Origin of the sequence: Pseudomonas sp. PS01299 (genome assembly GCF_029960145.1) — a bacterium.
In the GTDB taxonomy this organism is placed as follows: Bacteria; Pseudomonadota; Gammaproteobacteria; order Pseudomonadales; family Pseudomonadaceae; genus Aquipseudomonas; species Aquipseudomonas putida_A.
Window position 1 is genome coordinate 1 of the sequence record NZ_JASCPO010000110.1, and the last position, 19,091, is coordinate 19,091.

12 protein-coding genes and 1 pseudogene are annotated in these 19,091 nt (G+C 60.9%); 12 read left to right on the plus strand and 1 reads right to left on the minus strand.

The genetic code is table 11. The features are described 5' to 3' along the window. Window positions 1–169: 169 nt before the first annotated feature. Complete coding sequence (locus QMX91_RS18740) at window positions 170–2,617, minus strand: penicillin-binding protein 1A (RefSeq protein WP_096794690.1); 2,448 nt, start codon at window positions 2,615–2,617, stop codon at window positions 170–172. A 216-nt stretch (window positions 2,618–2,833) separates the two neighbouring features. Here QMX91_RS18740 and QMX91_RS18745 point away from each other — a divergent pair, with 216 nt between their 5' ends. From QMX91_RS18745 to QMX91_RS18800, 12 genes and pseudogenes are all read left to right on the plus strand, one after another. Then, window positions 2,834–3,898, plus strand: coding sequence for a pilus assembly protein PilM (locus QMX91_RS18745; protein WP_096794691.1), 1,065 nt, complete (start codon window positions 2,834–2,836; stop codon window positions 3,896–3,898). Further along, window positions 3,898–4,464, plus strand: coding sequence for a PilN domain-containing protein (locus tag QMX91_RS18750; protein WP_282413174.1), 567 nt, complete (start codon window positions 3,898–3,900; stop codon window positions 4,462–4,464). The genes QMX91_RS18745 and QMX91_RS18750 overlap by 1 nt, the downstream gene beginning before the upstream one ends. Next, window positions 4,461–5,084 (plus strand): type 4a pilus biogenesis protein PilO, encoded by a 624-nt coding sequence (pilO, locus tag QMX91_RS18755; protein WP_098966813.1) that lies wholly within the window; start codon window positions 4,461–4,463, stop codon window positions 5,082–5,084. The genes QMX91_RS18750 and pilO overlap by 4 nt, the downstream gene beginning before the upstream one ends. Further along, window positions 5,081–5,608 (plus strand): pilus assembly protein PilP, encoded by a 528-nt coding sequence (locus QMX91_RS18760; RefSeq protein ID WP_098966815.1) that lies wholly within the window; start codon window positions 5,081–5,083, stop codon window positions 5,606–5,608. Before pilO ends, QMX91_RS18760 begins: the two co-directional genes overlap by 4 nt. Before the next feature lie 13 nt (window positions 5,609–5,621). Continuing rightward, window positions 5,622–7,700 (plus strand): type IV pilus secretin PilQ, encoded by a 2,079-nt coding sequence (gene pilQ, locus QMX91_RS18765; protein ID WP_139053557.1) that lies wholly within the window; start codon window positions 5,622–5,624, stop codon window positions 7,698–7,700. A gap of 4 nt (window positions 7,701–7,704) precedes the next feature. Next, entirely contained in the window at window positions 7,705–8,223 is a 519-nt protein-coding gene (gene aroK, locus QMX91_RS18770; protein ID WP_027611316.1) for a shikimate kinase AroK, read from the plus strand. Between the two features lie 151 nt (window positions 8,224–8,374). Further along, on the plus strand, window positions 8,375–9,475 hold the full coding sequence (aroB, locus tag QMX91_RS18775) for a 3-dehydroquinate synthase (RefSeq protein ID WP_098966819.1): 1,101 nt from the start codon (window positions 8,375–8,377) through the stop codon (window positions 9,473–9,475). Window positions 9,476–9,485: 10 nt separating this feature from the next. After that, complete coding sequence (locus tag QMX91_RS18780; protein WP_282413175.1) at window positions 9,486–11,075, plus strand: AAA family ATPase; 1,590 nt, start codon at window positions 9,486–9,488, stop codon at window positions 11,073–11,075. Between the two features lie 350 nt (window positions 11,076–11,425). Beyond that, window positions 11,426–15,871, plus strand: a complete 4,446-nt coding sequence (gene gltB / locus QMX91_RS18785) for a glutamate synthase large subunit (RefSeq protein WP_282413176.1) — start codon at window positions 11,426–11,428, stop codon at window positions 15,869–15,871. 33 nt (window positions 15,872–15,904) lie between these two features. Continuing rightward, on the plus strand, window positions 15,905–17,323 hold the full coding sequence (locus QMX91_RS18790) for an FAD-dependent oxidoreductase (protein WP_007909438.1): 1,419 nt from the start codon (window positions 15,905–15,907) through the stop codon (window positions 17,321–17,323). A 242-nt stretch (window positions 17,324–17,565) separates the two neighbouring features. Then, window positions 17,566–18,633 (plus strand): uroporphyrinogen decarboxylase, encoded by a 1,068-nt coding sequence (gene hemE, locus QMX91_RS18795; RefSeq protein WP_007952372.1) that lies wholly within the window; start codon window positions 17,566–17,568, stop codon window positions 18,631–18,633. Window positions 18,634–18,821: 188 nt separating this feature from the next. After that, a pseudogene (locus tag QMX91_RS18800) lies at window positions 18,822–19,091 on the plus strand (hypothetical protein); the annotation flags it as partial.

A 19,091-nucleotide genomic window follows, 5' to 3' on the forward strand; every position in this document is an offset into this window, starting at 1 on the left:
GAGCAAGCCCGCTCCCACAGGTTTTGTGGTGTGCGCAAATGCTGGCTACAACCCGGTCACTGTGGGAGCGGGCTTGCTCGCGAAGAGGCCGGCCCAGACAACATAAAAATCACAGGCATAAAAAAGCCCCGCACTTCTTTCGAAGGCGGGGCTTTTTGGGGCGCATTGATCAGAACAGATCGATCGGTGCCTGCTCATCCGCCGGCAGCGGACTGCCCGGTACGGCGCCGTTGCCCAGCTCATTCACCGAGGGCGGCGTGTCTTCGGACTTGAACAGCTCGAAGTAGGCGCCCGGCGTGCTCGGCGTTGCCGCACGACCGCTGACCGGATCCACCCGCAGGCTGAGAATGCCTTCCGGCTCAGGCTGTACGTGCGGCGGCTTGTCCTTGAGCGCGGCAGACATGTAGTTCATCCAGATCGGCAACGCCACGGTGCCACCAAACTCGCGGCGACCAAGGCTTTCCGGCTGGTCAAAGCCGGTCCACACGGTGGTCACGTAATCGGCGTTGTAACCGGAGAACCACGCATCCTTCGATTCGTTGGTGGTACCGGTCTTGCCGGCGATGTCGCTGCGACCCATGGCCAGTGCGCGGCGTCCGGTGCCGAGCTTGATCACGTCCTGCAGCATGCTGTTGAGGATGTACGTGGTACGTCCATCGACGATCCGCTCGGCAACGGCCGGCGCTTGTGGCGCAGTGGCAGCGCCCGGTGCTTCACCCGGAACCGGTGCGGCGTTGACGGTGATCGGCTGAGACTCCGGCGCGGCAAGGCCATCGGTCGCCGAGCCACCCTGTGGCACGGTCGGCGGGTTGGCGACGAACAGCGTGTCACCGTTGCGGCTTTCGATCTTGTCGATGATGTACGGGGTGATCTTGTAGCCGCCGTTGGCGAAGGTGCTCCAGCCGGTAGCGATTTCCATCGGGGTCAGGGTCGCGGTGCCCAGCGCCAGCGACAGATTCGGCGGCAGGTCCTGCTTGTTGAAGCCGAAGCGGGTGATGTAATCGATGGTCTTGCCCACGCCCATTGCCTGCAACAGGCGGATCGACACCAGGTTACGCGACTTGTACAGCGCCTCGCGCAGACGGATCGGGCCGAGGAAGGTGTTGGTGTCGTTCTTCGGCCGCCAGACCTTGTCCAGGTACTCGTCGACGAACACGATCGGCGCATCGTTGACCAGCGTCGCGGCGGTGTAACCGCTGTCCAGCGCAGCGCTGTAGACGAACGGCTTGAAGCTCGAACCCGGCTGACGCTTGGCCTGCAGGGCACGGTTGTAGTTGCTCTGCTCGAAAGCGAAACCACCGACCAGCGAGCGAATCGCGCCGTTCTGCGGATCCAGCGACACCAGCGCGCCTTGCGCCTGCGGGATCTGGCTGAATTTCAGCGAATTGTTCGGCTGACGCTGCACGCGAATCAGGTCGCCGACCTGCGCCACATCCGACGGCTGACGCGGTGCGGCGCCCATGCTGTTGGTGTTGAGGAACGGCCGCGCCCATTTCATGGTGTCCCAGGCGACGTGTTCTTCGCCGGTACGGGTCAGCACCTGCAAGCCATTCTTGTCGACCTGGGTAACGATGGCCGGCTCCAGGCTGCTGATGGTGCGCTGCTTGGTCAGCTCGGTCGCCCAGGCTTCGTGAGTCTTGCCCGGCAGGCGCGACTCGGGTCCGCGGTAGCCATGGCGCTGATCGTAGGTCATCAAGCCTTCGTGCAGCGCGGTGTTGGCCATTTCCTGCAGGTTGCTCGGCACCGTGGTGGTGACGCGGAAACCTTCGGTGTAAGCGTCGCTGCCATAGCGACCGACCATTTCGGCACGGGCCATTTCGGCGATGTACGGTGCGTTCACTTCCGGGGTCGGCACGTGATAGCTGGCGTTCAGCGGCTCGTTGATCGCGGCGGTGTAGTCAGCCTCGGAAATCTTTCCGAGCTTGTACATGCGTCCGAGAATCCAGTCGCGGCGCTCCTTGCTGCGCGCCGGGTTGGCCAGCGGGTTGAAGCGCGACGGGGCTTTCGGCAGGCCGGCGATCATCGCCATCTGCGCCAGGCTGACGTCGCGGATCGACTTGCCGTAATACACCTGCGCCGCCGCCTCGATGCCGTAGGCGCGGTTACCCAGATAAATCTTGTTCACGTACAGCTCGAGGATCTCGTCCTTGGTCAACTGCCGTTCGATCTGCAGGGCCAGAAGAATCTCGGTGGTTTTGCGCGAGAAGCTGCGTTCGCTGGTCAGGAAGAAGTTCTTCGCCACCTGCATGGTGATGGTGCTGCCGCCGGACTGAATGTGCCCGCTTTTGACCAGTTGGGTCGCGGCGCGCATCAGGCTGCTCGGATCGACGCCATAGTGGTTGGCGAAATTGTCGTCTTCAGCACTTAGTAACGCATTAATGAAATTGGGTGGAATGTCGGCGAAACGGATCGGAGTACGGCGCATTTCGCCAAATTCTGCGATCAACTTGTTGTCGCTGCTGTAGACCCGGAGCGGAATCTGCAACTGAATGCTTCTCAGCGCCTCCACAGACGGCAAACCCGGACTAAGGTAAAGAAACGCGCCGCTGAGACCTAAAAGCAGTCCGCAGAAAACGGCGACGATGGACCAACCGAAAAATTTCAGCAGACGAATCAAGGCTTTTGAACATCCAGGGCAAAGAATGAATTGGGCGGCAGGGTTCCGGTAACACACAGAACAGCCTGGGCCGGCAGTAAAAAGCGGAAAAAAACGCTGGGCATTATAAGCACTTTTCTGCTGGGGGCGTCATTTGCGCTTCTGTCAAGACGGGGTGAAGGAACGCAATGCGTATTACAGAGTCCGTAACTCACGGAAAGTCATAGGGAATTGGTAGTGCTGGGACTCTTCAAGAAAAAGACCAATACGTTACTGGGGATCGACATCAGCTCCACTTCGGTGAAGCTGCTGGAGTTGAGCCGTCAGGGCGATCGCTACCGGGTCGAGGCCTACGCGGTAGAGCCGCTGCCGCCCAACGCCGTGGTCGAAAAGAACATCGCCGAGCTCGAAGGCGTGGGCCATGCCTTGTCCCGGGTGCTGGTCAAGGCACGCACCGGGCTCAAGAGCGTGGCGGTGGCGGTGGCCGGTTCTGCGGTGATCACCAAGATCATCGAGATGGACGCCGGACTGACCGATGATGAGCTGGAAAACCAGCTGAAGATCGAAGCCGACCAATACATTCCCTATCCACTGGACGAAGTCGCCATCGATTTCGAAGTCCAGGGCGTGTCGCCGCGCAACCCGGAGCGCGTCAGCGTGCTGCTGGCCGCCTGTCGCAAGGAAAACGTCGAAGTCCGCGAAGCGGCGCTGGCGCTGGCGGGGCTGACCGCGCGCGTGGTCGATGTCGAGGCCTATGCGCTGGAGCGCTCGTTCGGCCTGCTCGCTACTCAACTGGCAGCCTCGCAGGAACGCCTGACCGTGGCGGTGGTGGACATCGGCGCGACCATGACCACCCTCAGCGTCCTGCACAACGGCCGCATCATCTATACCCGTGAGCAGCTGTTCGGTGGCAGGCAGCTGACTGAGGAGATCCAGCGCCGCTACGGCCTGACCGTCGAGCAGGCCGGGCTGGCGAAAAAGCAGGGCGGTCTGCCGGACGACTATGTCAGCGAGGTATTGCAACCGTTCCGTGATGCTCTGGTGCAGCAGGTCTCGCGCTCGTTGCAGTTCTTCTTTGCCTCCGGGCAGTACAACGCGGTCGATCACATTCTGCTGGCCGGCGGCACCGCCTCGGTGCCGGGGCTGGATCGGCTGATCGAACAGCGTCTGGGCACCCCGACCCAGGTCGCCAACCCGTTTTCCGACATGGCCTTGAGCAGCAAGGTCAACGCCGGAGCCCTGGCCAGTGACGCGCCGGCCCTGATGATTGCTTGCGGGCTCGCGCTCAGGAGTTTCGACTGATGGCGCGGATCAACCTTCTCCCCTGGCGTGAGGAACGTCGCGAAGAGCGGCGCAAACGCTTTCTGCTGATCCTGATCGGGGTGTTCGTCGGTTCGGTGGGCGCAGTGTTCATCGCCGATCAGATCTTCAGTACCGCCATCGAGCGGCAGGCAGCACGCAATGACTACATTGGCAAACAGATCGCCGTGGTCGACGAACGGATCAAGCAGATCAGCGAACTCAAGGCACGGCGCCAGCAACTGGTCGAGCGCATGCGCATCATCCAGGACTTGCAGGGCAACCGGCAGATCAGCGGACGGATCTTCGACCAACTGGCGCGCACGCTGCCGGACGGGGTGTATTTCACCAGCGTGAAATTGCTCGGCAAGACGCTGTCGATCAGTGGCGCGGCGGAGTCGAACAATCGCGTCTCGGAGCTGATGCGCAATCTGGACGCTTCCGACTGGTTCGATGCGCCCAGCTTGAACGAGGTGAAAGCGACGACCGCCGGTCAGGTGGATCAGGCCAACGTCTTTCAGCTGACTGTGCGTCAGACCCAGCCAGCCGTGACGGAGGGCGACAAATGAAGCCGTCCGAATGGCTGCAAAGTCTGCGCAATATCGACTTCAACGATCTGGACACCAGCAATATCGGCTCCTGGCCGGCCGCGGTGAAAACTATCGCGGGAGCATTGCTTGCGGTGCTGGTGTTGGCGCTTGGCTATAACTTTTTCATCAGCGACATGGAAAACCAGCTGGAAGCCAAGCGTCAGGAAGAGGACACCTTGAAGGAGCAGTTCGCCAGCAAGGCGCACATGGCTGCCAACCTGGAGCTCTACACCCAGCAGATGAAGGAGATGGAGACCTCCTTCGGCGTGCTCCTGCGGCAGTTGCCCAGCGACACCGAGGTCCCGGGATTGCTCGAGGACATTACCCGTACCGGGCTGGGCAGCGGTCTTGAATTCGAAGAGATCAAGCTGCTGCCGGAGGTGACCCAGCCGTTCTACATCGAGCTGCCGATCCAGATCACTGTCACCGGGGCTTACCACGACCTCGCGACCTTCGTCAGTGGCGTCGCCGGGTTGCCACGGATCGTCACCTTGCACGATTTCGAACTGGCACCGGCCAATCCCGACGGCGGGACGAAGCTGCGCATGAGCATCCTCGCCAAGACCTACCGCTATAACGACAAGGGGTTGGACAAATGACCCCGATCCGTTATTTCGCCCTGTCAGTGCTGGTGCTCGGCCTCAGTGGTTGCGGCAGCAGTGACGAATTCAGCGACCTCGACGCCTACATGAACGAAGTGCGTCTGCGCCCGGCCGGCAAGATCGAGCCGACGCCGACCTTTCATTCCTATCCCACCTTTACCTACAGCGCGGCCAACCTGCGCAGCCCGTTCTCGCGCCAGGTGCGCGTCGATCTGGCCGGGCAGCAGCGTGGCTCGCGCAACGTCAAACCCGACCCCAACCGGGTCAAGCAATACCTCGAAGGTTTCAACATCGAGCAGTTTGAAATGGTCGGCACGATCTCCAATGCCAGCGGCTCCTTTGCCTTGCTGCGCGGGGCGGGTGCAGTGCATCGGTTGAAAGTCGGCGACTACCTGGGGCGCAACGACGGGCGCATTGTCGCCATCAGCGCCACTCAGGTCGATGTGGTCGAGATCGTGCCCGACGGCGAAGGCGCCTGGCTGGAACGTCCGCGCACCATTCCTTTGAAAGAGCACTCATAGTGGAAGTCGAACAATGAACAGGATTTTCTCCACCCTCGGTTTTTCGCTATGGATAGCGCTGCTTTCACCGATGGTTCAGGCGGCCAGCCTCAAGACGCTGGATGTCGCGGCGTTACCGGGTGATCGCATCGAGTTGAAGCTGTCGTTCGACAGCCCGCCACCGCAACCCAAGGGCTACACTACCGAATCGCCGGCGCGAATCGCCCTGGATCTGCCGGGTGTCGCCAGCCAACTGACGAGCAAGACCCGCGATCTGGGCAGCGGTAACGCGCGAACCGCCACAGTGGTGGAAGCCAACGACCGCACGCGCCTGATCATCAGCCTGACGCAACTGACGTCCTACACCTCGCGGGTCGAGGGCAACAATCTGTTCGTAGTGGTCGGGCAGGGCGCCAAGCCTGCTGCGCCACGGCCAGCCGCTGTTGCGCCACGACCGGTCGCGGCTCCAGCGCCGGCGAAGGCTTATACCCCCGTCGCCAAAACCATTCGTGGTGTCGACTTCCAGCGCGGCACTGCGGGGGAGGGCAACGTGGTCATTGACCTTTCGGACCCGACCATCGCCCCGGACATCCAGGAGCATGACGGCAAGATCATCCTGAGCTTTGCTCGCACGCAGTTGCCCGACAGGCTGCGGGTGCGCCTCGACGTCAAGGACTTCGCCACGCCGGTGCAGTTCGTCAACGCTGCCGCCACCGGTGATCGTGCGGTCATCACCGTCGAACCCAGCGGCACGTTCGACTATTCCACCTACCAGACCGACAACAAACTGACCGTCAGCATTCGCCCGATGACGGTCGATGACCTGCAAAAGCGCAACGCTGACCGCAACAGCTACAGCGGCGAAAAGCTTTCGCTGAATTTCCAGGACATCGACGTGCGCTCGGTGCTGCAACTGATCGCCGATTTCACCAACCTCAATCTGGTGGCCAGCGATACCGTGCAGGGCGGGATCACCTTGCGTCTGCAAAACGTGCCGTGGGATCAGGCGCTGGACCTGGTGCTGAAAACCAAGGGGCTGGATAAACGCAAGATCGGCAACGTGTTGCTGGTGGCGCCGGCCGACGAAATCGCCGCCCGCGAACGCCAGGAACTGGAGTCACAGAAACAGATCGCCGAACTGGCGCCGCTGCGCCGCGAGCTGCTGCAAGTGAATTACGCCAAGGCCGCGGACATCGCCAAGCTGTTCCAGTCGGTGACCAGCGCCGAGGCGAAAATCGACGAGCGTGGCTCGATCACTGTCGATGAGCGCACCAACAACATCATTGCCTACCAGACCCAGGATCGCCTCGACGAACTGCGGCGGATCGTGGCGCAACTGGATATTCCGGTGCGTCAGGTGATGATCGAGGCGCGGATCGTCGAGGCCAACGTCGATTACGACAAGAGTCTGGGCGTGCGCTGGGGCGGTTCGATCCAGAACAAGGGCAACTGGAACACCTCGGGGGTCAGCAATGGCTCGTCGACCACCATCGGCACACCGGGCAGTACCAGTACCAACTCGCCGTTCGTCGACATGGGCACGGTGGGTAATACCTCGGGGATCGGCATCGCCTTCATCACCGACAACGTGCTGCTCGATCTTGAGCTGACTGCCATGGAGAAAACCGGCAACGGTGAAATCGTCTCGCAGCCCAAAGTGGTCACCTCCGACAAGGAGACGGCGAAGATCCTCAAGGGCACCGAGATTCCGTATCAGGAAGCCAGCTCCAGCGGCGCGACGTCGGTGTCTTTCAAGGAGGCTTCGCTGTCGCTGGAAGTGACGCCGCAGATCACCCCCGACAACCGCATCATCATGGAGGTCAAGGTCACCAAGGACGAACCGGACTACCTGAACAAAGTGCAGGATGTACCGCCGATCAAGAAGAACGAGGTCAACGCCAAGGTGCTGGTGAACGACGGCGAGACCATCGTGATTGGCGGTGTTTTCTCAAATACTCAAAGCAAGGTCGTAGATAAGGTGCCATTTCTTGGCGATGTGCCGTATCTTGGCCGCCTTTTCCGGCGTGATGTGGTTTCGGAGAAAAAATCCGAGCTGCTGGTATTTCTCACTCCGCGTATCATGAATAACCAGGCGATTGCTGTGAGTCGTTGATTCTGTGCGAAATTTGATTCTTGTAGGACCGATGGGCGCTGGAAAAAGCACCATCGGCCGGTTGCTGGCCAAAGAGCTGCGCCTGCCGTTCAAAGATTCCGACAAGGAAATTGAACTGCGCACGGGCGCCAATATCCCGTGGATCTTCGACAAGGAAGGCGAGCCCGGCTTTCGTGACCGTGAGCAGGCGATGATCGCCGAGCTGTGCGCGTTCGACGGCGTGGTGCTGGCGACCGGCGGCGGCGCGGTGATGCGTGATGCCAACCGCAAGGCCCTGCACGCGGGCGGACGGGTGGTATATCTGCATGCCTCCGTCGAGCAGCAGGTCGGGCGTACGTCGCGCGATCGCAATCGTCCTTTGCTACGCACCGCCGATCCGGCGAAAACCCTGCGAGACTTGTTGGAGATCCGCGATCCGCTCTATCGAGAGATCGCCGATCTGGTGGTGGAAACCGACGAACGGCCACCGCGCATGGTGGTGCTCGACATTCTCGACCGTCTGGCGCAGCTGCCACCCCGTTAAAGCGCCGCCGGAAATGCGCTATCCTCGGCGTCCTGTCACAGCCGCCGAGGTTGTGGCGGATGGCGTGCGAGCGGCGTCAGATTCGCTATAGGCCGCAGACAACCAATAATTCAGGGCAGGACGCCTGCTTCCATCTTCACTGTGGGGACACATGCAGACACTCAAGGTCGATCTAGGCGAGCGCAGCTACCCGATTCATATTGGCGAAGGTTTGTTGGATCAGCCCGAGTTGCTGGCGCCGCATATCCATGGGCGGCAAGTGGCGATCATCTCCAACCAGACCGTTGCGCCGCTCTATCTCGAACGTCTGACCCGCAGCCTTGCGCAGTTCTCGGTGATCTCGGTGGTGCTGCCGGACGGCGAAGCCTTCAAGAACTGGGAAACCCTGCAACTGATCTTCGACGGCCTGCTGACTGCCCGTCACGACCGCCGCACCACAATCATCGCCCTCGGTGGTGGTGTCATCGGTGACATGGCCGGTTTTGCCGCCGCCTGCTACCAGCGCGGTGTCGATTTCATCCAGATTCCTACCACGCTGCTGTCCCAGGTCGATTCGTCGGTGGGCGGCAAGACCGGTATCAACCATCCGCTGGGCAAGAACATGGTCGGCGCGTTCTATCAGCCGAACGTGGTGCTGATCGATACCGCGTCCCTGAAAACCCTGCCAGAGCGTGAGCTGTCCGCTGGTCTGGCTGAAGTCATCAAGTACGGTCTGATCTGCGACGAGCCGTTCCTGACCTGGCTTGAAGACAACGTCGACGCTCTGCGCGCGCTGGACCAGAAGGCCCTGACCTATGCCATCGAGCGCTCCTGCGCGGCCAAGGCTGCAGTGGTCGGTGCCGATGAGAAGGAAACCGGCGTGCGCGCCACGCTCAATCTCGGCCACACCTTCGGCCACGCCATCGAGACCCACATGGGCTATGGTGTCTGGTTGCATGGTGAGGCGGTGGCCGCTGGCACCGTGATGGCGCTGGAAATGTCCGCGCGTCTGGGCTGGATCAGCGAGCAGGAACGTGATCGCGGCATTCGTCTGTTCCAGCGTGCCGGTCTGCCGGTGATTCCGCCGGAAGAAATGACCGAAGCCGATTTTCTCGAACATATGGCAATTGATAAAAAAGTGATCGACGGTCGTCTGCGCCTGGTGCTGCTGCGCCGGATGGGCGAAGCGGTGGTGACCGCCGATTATCCGAAAGAGGTTCTACAGGCCACGCTGGGAGCGGATTACCGCGCTCTGGCTCAGCTTAAAGGTTAATAAGATTCCGATGACTAGTTTGCATGCCGACGAGGCGTTCCTCGGCCATTTCCAGTTAAGTCACGACCCTTTCGCGCCGCGGGTGCCGGGCTTCAAATTCTTCCCGGCCCAGCGCAAACCGGTGCTGGGGCAATTGCACCACCTGGCGCGTTATAGCCAGTTGCTGCTGGTGGTCACCGGGCCGCAGGGCAGCGGCAAGACCTTGTTGCGTCAGGCGCTGGTAGCCAGCACCAACAAGCAATCGGTGCAAAGCGTTGTCGTGTCGGCCCGTGGAGCTGGCGATGCCGCCGGCGTGCTGCGTCAGGTGGCTCAGGCACTGAACGTGGCTCAGGCCGAAGTTGGCGCGATTCTGGATCAGGTAGTGCAACTCGCGCTTACCGGCCAGGAGGTCTATCTGCTGGTGGATGACGCCGAGCAGCTCGACGAATCCGCCCTCGAAGCGCTGATGGCGCTGGGTGCCGGGGCACCGGAAGGTCGCCCGCATGTGTTCCTGTTCGGTGAGTCGTCGCTGATCGCGCAACTGGAGGCCTTGCACCTCGAGGAAGAGCGCTTCCACGTCATCGAACTGCAGCCGTATACCGAAGAAGAGACCCGCGAATATCTCGACCAACGGCTGGAAGGTGCGGGCCGGGGTGTCGAACTTTTCACCGCGGATCAGATCTCTGAGATTCACGAAAGCGCCGAGGGTTGGCCTGGCAACATCAACCAGGTCGCTCGCGATGCACTGATCGAAGTCATGATTGCCAGCCGCTCTGCGGTCAAGCGTCCAAGTATGGGGTTCAACATGCCGAAGAAACACGTATTGGCGATATCCGCCGTCGTTGTGGTCGCGGTCGCCGCCGCCTGGCTGATGCCGGGTCGCAACAAGGCGCCAACCACTGGCGCACCCGTCAACGAACAGGCACAACTGCCATTGGGTCAGGGCGCCAAGGGTGGCGCACCGAACGTCGAGTTCGCCGGCAATACTCAGCCGATGCCGCTGCCGCTGGTCGGCAACTCGCAGCCGGTGATGCGCGGCCCGTTGGCTGAAGCCGCAGGCGGCATCACTGAAGGTGACGACGGCGTACCGGTCGAAGGTTCCAGCGCGACGCCGCCGACCGTAACGACTTCCGCACCACCGGCAGGTGTTCCGGCCGGTCCAGCGCCGACGCCAGTACCTGTTCCGGCGGCCAAGCCGACCCCAGCACCGACTCAGGTCGCCACCGCCAAGCCTGCTCCGGCAGCGCCAGCGGCCAAACCGGCTCCGGCTCCGGCCAAGCCTGTTGCGGCTGCCAAACCGGCCGAGAAGCCGGTTACCGTGGCCAAGGCTGCCAGTGGCAGCTGGTACGCCGGTCAACCGACCAGCAACTACGTGGTGCAGATCCTCGGCACCAGCTCCGAAGCGACCGCGCAGAACTTCGTCAAGGAGCAGGGCGGCGAGTACCGTTATTTCAAGAAAGTCCTTAACGGCAAGCCTCTCTACGTGATCACCTACGGCAACTTCGCCAATCGTGATGCAGCCGTTTCTGCCATCAAGGCCTTGCCAGCGAAGGTTCAGGCTGGTAAACCTTGGCCTCGCACTGTCGCCAGCGTCCAACAGGAACTGGCAACAACTCGCTGAAGATTCGGCGGCCTTACCCAGGCCGCCTCTCCAAGCACCTCAAAATTTCTACGAGTGCGCGCCGTCTCTACAGACCGCGTGCCTTGTGGTGTCTGCGTCACAGTAGTCTTTGAGTCGTTGCGGTCAAAATTAAAAAAGTTTTGACTAGCACAGCAGATCGCTTTAAACCTTTCACAAATGCGACATGAATTTGCGACATTTCGTCGTCAAATTTGTGAGCCTCTGTGTCGCTGTGTACAATGACCACCCTTTTGCCCCCGCAAAGCCGGCGTACGTTCGGCGCGGCAAGCAAGTGGTTGAATTGAAAAGAAATTTGCCTCGAAAAGAGGCAGCCTGGTGAGAAAGTGTCTATGAAAGCAGGTCTGTACCAACCAGATGAATTCAAGGATAACTGCGGTTTCGGCCTGATAGCCCATATGCAGGGCGAGCCCAGTCATACCCTTTTGCAAACGGCCATCGAGGCCCTGACCTGCATGACCCACCGCGGTGGGATTAATGCCGACGGCAAGACCGGTGACGGTTGCGGTCTGCTGATTCAAAAGCCTGACGCGTTCCTGCGGGCGATGGCCCAGGAAAACTTCAGCGTCGAGCTGCCCAAGCAATATGCCGTGGGCATGGTCTTCTTCAACCAGGATCCGGCCAAGGCCGAAGCCGCTCGCGAGAACATGAACTGCGAGATCCTCGCTGAAGGCCTGCAACTGATCGGCTGGCGCAAAGTGCCGATCGACACCAGCGTCCTCGGCCGCCTGGCCCTTGAGCGCCTGCCGCAGATCGAGCAGGTGTACATCGGCGGTGAAGGCCTGAGCGATCAGGACATGGCGGTCAAACTGTTCAGCGCCCGCCGTCGCTCGTCGGTGGCCAACGCCGCCGACACCGACCACTACATCTGCAGCTTTTCGCACAAGACCATCATCTATAAAGGCCTGATGATGCCGGCCGACCTGGCCGCGTTCTATCCGGACCTGGGTGACCAGCGCCTGCAAACCGCGATCTGCGTGTTCCACCAGCGCTTCTCCACCAACACCTTGCCGAAATGGCCGCTGGCCCAGCCATTCCGTTTCCTCGCCCACAACGGTGAGATCAACACCATCACTGGTAACCGTAACTGGGCACAGGCCCGTCGGACCAAGTTCACCAACGATCTGATGGATCTGGAAGAGCTCGGCCCGCTGGTCAACCGTGTCGGTTCCGACTCCTCGAGCATGGACAACATGCTCGAACTGATGGTCACCGGTGGCATCGACCTGTTCCGTGGCGTGCGGATGATCATTCCGCCTGCGTGGCAGAACGTTGAAACCATGGACCCGGATCTGCGTGCGTTCTACGAGTACAACTCGATGCACATGGAGCCGTGGGACGGCCCGGCCGGCGTGGTGATGACCGATGGTCGTTACGCGGTGTGCCTGCTCGACCGTAACGGTCTGCGTCCGGCGCGCTGGGTCACCACCACCAACGGTTTCATTACCGTTGCGTCGGAAATCGGCGTCTGGAACTACCAGCCGCAAGACGTGATCGCCAAGGGCCGTGTCGGCCCGGGCCAGATCCTCGCCGTGGACACCGAGACCGGGCAGATCCTCGACACCGACGCGATCGACAACCGTCTGAAATCCCGTCATCCGTACAAGCAATGGCTGCGCAAGAACGCCCTGCGCATCCAGGCGACCATGGAAGACAACGACCACGGTTCGGCGTTCTACGATGTCGATCAGCTCAAGCAATACATGAAGATGTATCAGGTCACGTTTGAAGAGCGCGATCAGGTACTGCGTCCGCTTGGCGAACAAGGCTACGAAGCCGTTGGCTCGATGGGCGACGACACGCCGATGGCCGTGCTGTCGCAGCGCGTGCGCACGCCGTACGACTATTTCCGCCAGCAGTTCGCGCAGGTCACCAACCCGCCGATCGACCCGCTGCGTGAAGCGATCGTGATGTCGCTGGAAATCTGCCTCGGGGCCGAGCGCAACATCTTCCAGGAATCGCCGGAGCACGCCTCGCGCGTGATCCTCAGCTCGCCAGTGATCTCGCCGGCCAAGTGGCGCTCGTTGATGAACCTCGACCGCCCGGGTTTCGAGCGGCAGATCATCGACCTCAACTACGACGAAAGCGTCGGCCTCGAAGCGGCGATCCGCAACGTTGCCGATCAGGCTGAAGAAGCCGTGCGTGCCGGGCGTACCCAGATCGTTCTGAGTGACCGCCATATCGCCCCGGGCAAGCTGCCGATCCACGCTTCGCTGGCCACCGGTGCAGTGCACCATCGTCTGACCGAAAAAGGCCTGCGCTGCGATTCCAACATCCTCGTGGAAACCGCCACCGCGCGCGATCCGCACCACTTTGCGGTGCTGATCGGTTTCGGCGCCTCGGCGGTCTATCCGTTCCTGGCCTACGAAGTGCTGGGCGACCTGATCCGCACCGGTGAAGTGCTGGGCGACCTCTATGAGGTGTTCAAGAACTACCGCAAAGGCATCACCAAAGGCCTGTTGAAGATCCTGTCGAAGATGGGCATCTCGACCATCGCCTCGTACCGCGGTGCGCAGCTGTTCGAAGCCATCGGCCTGTCCGAAGAAGTGTGCGGGCTGAGCTTCCGTGGCGTGCCGAGCCGCATCAAGGGTGCGCGTTTCGTCGACATCGAAGCCGAGCAGAAAGCCCTCGCTACCGAAGCCTGGAGCCCGCGCAAACCGATCCAGCAGGGCGGTCTGCTGAAGTTCGTCCACGGCGGCGAATACCACGCGTACAACCCGGACGTGGTCAACACCCTGCAAGCCGCCGTGCAGCAGGGCGACTATGCCAAGTTCAAGGAATACACCTCGCTGGTGGACAACCGTCCGGTGTCGATGATTCGCGACCTGTTCAAGGTCAAGACCCTCGACAAGCCGCTGGACATCAGTGAAGTCGAACCGCTGGAATCGGTGCTCAAGCGCTTCGACTCCGCCGGTATCTCGCTGGGCGCACTGTCGCCGGAAGCCCACGAAGCCCTGGCCGAAGCCATGAACCGCCTCGGTGCGCGTTCCAACTCCGGCGAAGGCGGCGAAGACCCAGCACGCTACGGCACCATCAAGAGCTCTAAAATCAAGCAGGTCGCCACTGGCCGTTTCGGCGTAACCCCGGAATACCTGGTCAACGCCGAAGTGCTGCAGATCAAGGTCGCCCAAGGCGCCAAGCCGGGCGAGGGCGGGCAACTGCCGGGCGGTAAGGTCAACGGGCTGATCGCCAAACTGCGTTATGCAGTGCCGGGCGTGACCCTGATTTCGCCACCGCCGCACCACGACATCTATTCGATCGAAGACTTGTCGCAACTGATCTTCGACCTCAAGCAGGTCAACCCGAAGGCGCTGGTCTCGGTGAAACTCGTGGCTGAAGCGGGCGTCGGCACTATCGCCGCCGGTGTGGCCAAGGCCTATGCGGACTTGATCACCATCTCCGGCTACGACGGTGGCACCGGTGCTTCGCCGCTGACCTCGATCAAATACGCCGGCGCTCCGTGGGAACTCGGCCTCGCTGAAACCCACCAGACCCTGCGCGGCAACGACCTGCGCGGCAAAGTCCGGGTGCAGACCGACGGCGGCTTGAAAACCGGCCTCGACGTGATCAAGGCGGCCATCCTCGGCGCCGAAAGCTTCGGCTTCGGTACCGCGCCGATGATCGCCCTGGGCTGCAAATACCTGCGCATCTGCCACCTGAACAACTGCGCCACCGGCGTTGCGACGCAGAACGAGAAGCTGCGCAAGGATCACTACATCGGCACCGTCGACATGGTGGTGAATTTCTTCACCTACGTCGCCGAAGAGACCCGTGAGTGGCTGGCCAAGCTCGGCGTGCGCTCCCTCGAAGAGCTGATCGGCCGCACCGATCTGCTGGAAATCCTCGAAGGCCAGACCGCCAAGCAACACCACCTGGATCTGACTCCGCTCCTGGGCAGCGATCACATCCCGGCGGACAAACCGCAATTCTGCGGCGTTGAGCGCAACCCGCCGTTCGACCAGGGCCTGCTGGCCGAGAAAATGGTCGACATGGCGACGTCGGCGATCAACGACCTCAGCGGCGCCGAGTTCGAACTGGACATCTGCAACTGCGACCGTTCGATCGGTGCGCGGATCTCCGGCGAAATCGCACGCAAGCACGGCAATCAGGGCATGGCCAACGCGCCGATCACCTTCCGCTTCAAAGGGACGGCCGGTCAGAGCTTCGGCGTGTGGAACGCCGGCGGTCTGAACATGTACCTGGAAGGCGACGCCAACGACTACGTCGGCAAAGGCATGACCGGCGGCAAACTGGTCATCGTGCCGCCGAAAGGCAGCGTCTATCAGACTCAGAACAGCGCCATCATCGGCAACACCTGTCTGTACGGCGCCACCGGCGGCAAGCTGTTCGCCGCCGGCACCGCGGGCGAGCGCTTTGCCGTGCGTAACTCCGGTGCCCACACGGTCGTGGAAGGCACTGGCGATCACTGCTGCGAGTACATGACCGGTGGTTTCGTCTGCGTTTTGGGCAAGACCGGTTACAACTTCGGCTCTGGCATGACCGGTGGTTTCGCCTACGTGCTCGATCAGGACAACACCTTCGTTGACCGGGTCAACCACGAACTGGTGGAAATCCAGCGGATCAGCGGCGAGGCGATGGAGGCCTACCGCAGCCACCTGCAGAACGTGCTGAACGAGTACGTCAAGGAAACCGAGAGCGAGTGGGGTCGTGAGCTCGCCGAAAACCTTGATGACTACCTGCGTCGTTTCTGGCTGGTCAAGCCTAAGGCTGCCAACCTGAAATCGTTGCTTTCCAGCACTCGTGCCAACCCGCAGTGATATGCGCCTGAAGAGTTTGATGAGGTTTTAACAATGGCTGAACGTCTGAATAACGACTTCCAGTTCATCGATGTCGGGCGCAAGGATCCGAAGAAGAAACTGTTGCGTCAACGCAAGAAAGAGTTCGTCGAGATCTACGAACCGTTCAAACCCCAGCAGTCGGCCGACCAGGCCCACCGCTGCCTGGGTTGCGGCAACCCGTATTGCGAGTGGAAGTGCCCGGTGCACAACTTCATTCCCAACTGGCTGAAGCTGGTGGCCGAGGGCAACATCCTCCAGGCCGCCGAGCTGTCGCACCAGACCAACACCCTGCCGGAAGTCTGCGGCCGGGTGTGCCCGCAGGATCGGCTGTGCGAGGGTGCCTGCACCCTCAACGACGGTTTCGGTGCGGTGACCATCGGTTCGGTCGAGAAGTACATCACCGACACCGCATTCGCCATGGGCTGGCGCCCGGACATGTCCAAGGTCAAACCGACCGGCAAACGTGTCGCGATTATCGGTGCGGGCCCGGCGGGTCTGGGCTGTGCCGACGTGCTGGTGCGTGGCGGTGTGACCCCGGTGGTGTTCGACAAGAACCCGGAAATCGGCGGTCTGCTGACCTTCGGCATTCCCGAGTTCAAGCTTGAGAAGACCGTGCTGAGCAATCGTCGCGAAGTCTTCACCGGGATGGGCATTGAGTTCCGCCTCAACACTGAGGTCGGCAAGGACGTGACCATGGAGCAACTGCTCGCCGAATACGATGCGGTATTCATGGGCATGGGCACCTACACTTACATGAAGGGCGGTTTTGCCGGTGAGGACCTGCCGGGCGTCTACGACGCGCTGGACTTCCTGATTGCCAACGTCAACCGCAACCTGGGCTTTGAAAAGTCGCCGGAAGATTTCGTCGACATGAAAGGCAAGAAGGTCGTGGTACTCGGCGGTGGCGACACGGCGATGGACTGCAACCGCACTTCGATCCGTCAGGGCGCCAAGTCGGTGACCTGTGCTTATCGTCGTGACGAAGCGAACATGCCCGGCTCGCGCAAAGAGGTGAAGAACGCCAAGGAAGAAGGCGTGAAATTCCTCTACAACCGCCAGCCGATCGCCATCGTTGGCGAAGACAAGGTTGAAGGCGTGAAAGTGGTCGAGACCCGTCTCGGCGAACCGGATGCCCGTGGCCGTCGCAGCCCCGAGCCGATCCCGGGCTCCGAAGAGATCATCCCGGCCGACGCCGTGGTCATCGCGTTCGGTTTCCGCCCGAGCCCGGCGCCGTGGTTCGAACAGTTCGAAATCCAGACCGACAGCCAGGGCCGCGTCGTCGCGCCTGAGCAAGGTCAGTACAAGCACCAGACCAGCAACCCGAAAATCTTCGCCGGTGGCGACATGGTGCGCGGTTCCGACCTGGTGGTAACGGCAATCTTCGAAGGCCGCAATGCGGCTGAAGGGATCCTCGATTACCTGGGCGTCTGATTACATTTCAGCCTGAAATGCGATCAGAAATGTGGGAGCGGGCTTGCTCGCGAAGGCTTTGTATCAGTCACCCGATGTATTGACTGACACACCGCTTTCGCGAGCAAGCCCGCTCCCACATTGGTTTCTGTGCGCTCAATACAGCGCAACAAATTGACCCGATAGACAAAAGGCTGACCTGCATCCGTGCCTTTTGCGTCGCGCTCTGAGAAAATGCCCGCACTTTTTTTCCGGATGCCGACATGACTGCCCTGAAGAACGACCGTTTCCTCCGCGCCCTGCTCAAGCAACCCGTTGACGTCACCCCGGTGTGGATGATGCGCCAGGCCGGCCGCTACCTGCCTGAATACCGCGCCAGCCGTGCCCAGGCCGGTGATTTCATGAGCCTGTGCATGAATCCGGAATTCGCTTGCGAAGTCACGTTGCAACCGCTCGACCGCTACCCGCAACTGGACGCGGCGATCCTGTTTTCCGACATCCTCACCATCCCCGATGCCATGGGCCAGGGCCTGTACTTCGAGACCGGTGAAGGCCCGCGCTTCAAGAAAGTCGTCAGCACCCTGGCCGACATCGAAGCGTTGCCGATCCCTGATCCACACAAGGATCTCGGCTACGTGATGGACGCGGTCAGCACAATCCGCCGCGAGCTGAACGGCCGTGTGCCGCTGATCGGCTTCTCCGGCAGCCCGTGGACCCTCGCCACCTACATGGTTGAAGGCGGTTCGTCGAAGGACTTCCGCAAGACCAAGGCGATGCTCTACGACAACCCGCAAGCCATGCACCTGCTGCTGGACAAGCTGGCGCAGTCGGTGACCTCGTACCTCAACGGCCAGATCCAGGCCGGCGCGCAAGCGGTGCAGATCTTCGATACCTGGGGCGGCAACCTGTCGGCGGCGGCGTACCAGGAGTTCTCCCTGGCGTACATGAAGAAAATCGTCAGCGGCCTGATCCGCGAGCACGACGGTCGCAAAGTGCCGGTGATCCTCTTCACCAAGAACGGCGGCCTGTGGCTGGAAAGTATCGCCGACGCTGGCGCCGACGCACTGGGCCTGGACTGGACCTGCGACATCGGCAACGCTCGCGCCCGTGTCGGCGACAAGGTCGCGCTGCAAGGCAACATGGACCCGACCGTGCTCTACGCCAAACCGGAAGCGATCCGCACTGAAGTCGGGCGCATTCTGGCCAGCTATGGCAAAGGCAGTGGCCACGTGTTCAACCTGGGTCACGGCATCACTCCGGAAGTCGACCCAGAGCACGCCGGTGCGTTCCTGCGCGCGGTACATGAACTGTCGGCGCAGTATCACGAGTAAGATTTTGACACTACCGCCCGAATGCAATGTTCGGGCGGTAATTGATTTTTCTATGTTTAAGTTGAAAGTGCAATAAACCTTGCTCGTAAAGATTGTTTACTTTGTGCAGTTTCTGTTAATGGTTTTCTCGTTGACGTTGATAATTCAGAGTCTTGTAATGGCGCCACTTGTTTATCAGGATGGTTGCAATGAAAAGAGTTGGATATTCGCGTCTCCAGATTGCTTTGCACTGGATATCTGCGGCAGTAATTTTATGGGCTCTATTGTCTGGCTTCTATGTGTCAGTCATTAAAGTTGCACCGGAAACAAAATTGATAGTCGGATTTATAAATGGGCGGCGGCGAAAACTGAGTGCAACACCTGACCTTTCCGGTACGGTGCTGTCCCTATGTCTTATTCCGAACTCAGCGTTGAAGAGCGCGCCACCATTCAAATCGGTCATGCCCAAGGTTTCAGCC

Excerpts from the sequence above, each read along its gene's own strand:
- QMX91_RS18790 (WP_007909438.1), top strand. The coding sequence starts at position 15,905 with ATGGCTGAACGTCTGAATAACGACTTCCAGTTCATCGATGTCGGGCGC.
- QMX91_RS18750 (WP_282413174.1), top strand. The coding sequence starts at position 3,898 with ATGGCGCGGATCAACCTTCTCCCCTGGCGTGAGGAACGTCGCGAAGAG.
- QMX91_RS18780 (WP_282413175.1), top strand. The coding sequence starts at position 9,486 with ATGACTAGTTTGCATGCCGACGAGGCGTTCCTCGGCCATTTCCAGTTA.
- hemE (WP_007952372.1), top strand. The coding sequence starts at position 17,566 with ATGACTGCCCTGAAGAACGACCGTTTCCTCCGCGCCCTGCTCAAGCAA.
- pilQ (WP_139053557.1), top strand. The coding sequence starts at position 5,622 with ATGAACAGGATTTTCTCCACCCTCGGTTTTTCGCTATGGATAGCGCTG.
- pilO (WP_098966813.1), top strand. The coding sequence starts at position 4,461 with ATGAAGCCGTCCGAATGGCTGCAAAGTCTGCGCAATATCGACTTCAAC.
- aroB (WP_098966819.1), top strand. The coding sequence starts at position 8,375 with ATGCAGACACTCAAGGTCGATCTAGGCGAGCGCAGCTACCCGATTCAT.
- gltB (WP_282413176.1), top strand. The coding sequence starts at position 11,426 with ATGAAAGCAGGTCTGTACCAACCAGATGAATTCAAGGATAACTGCGGT.
- QMX91_RS18760 (WP_098966815.1), top strand. The coding sequence starts at position 5,081 with ATGACCCCGATCCGTTATTTCGCCCTGTCAGTGCTGGTGCTCGGCCTC.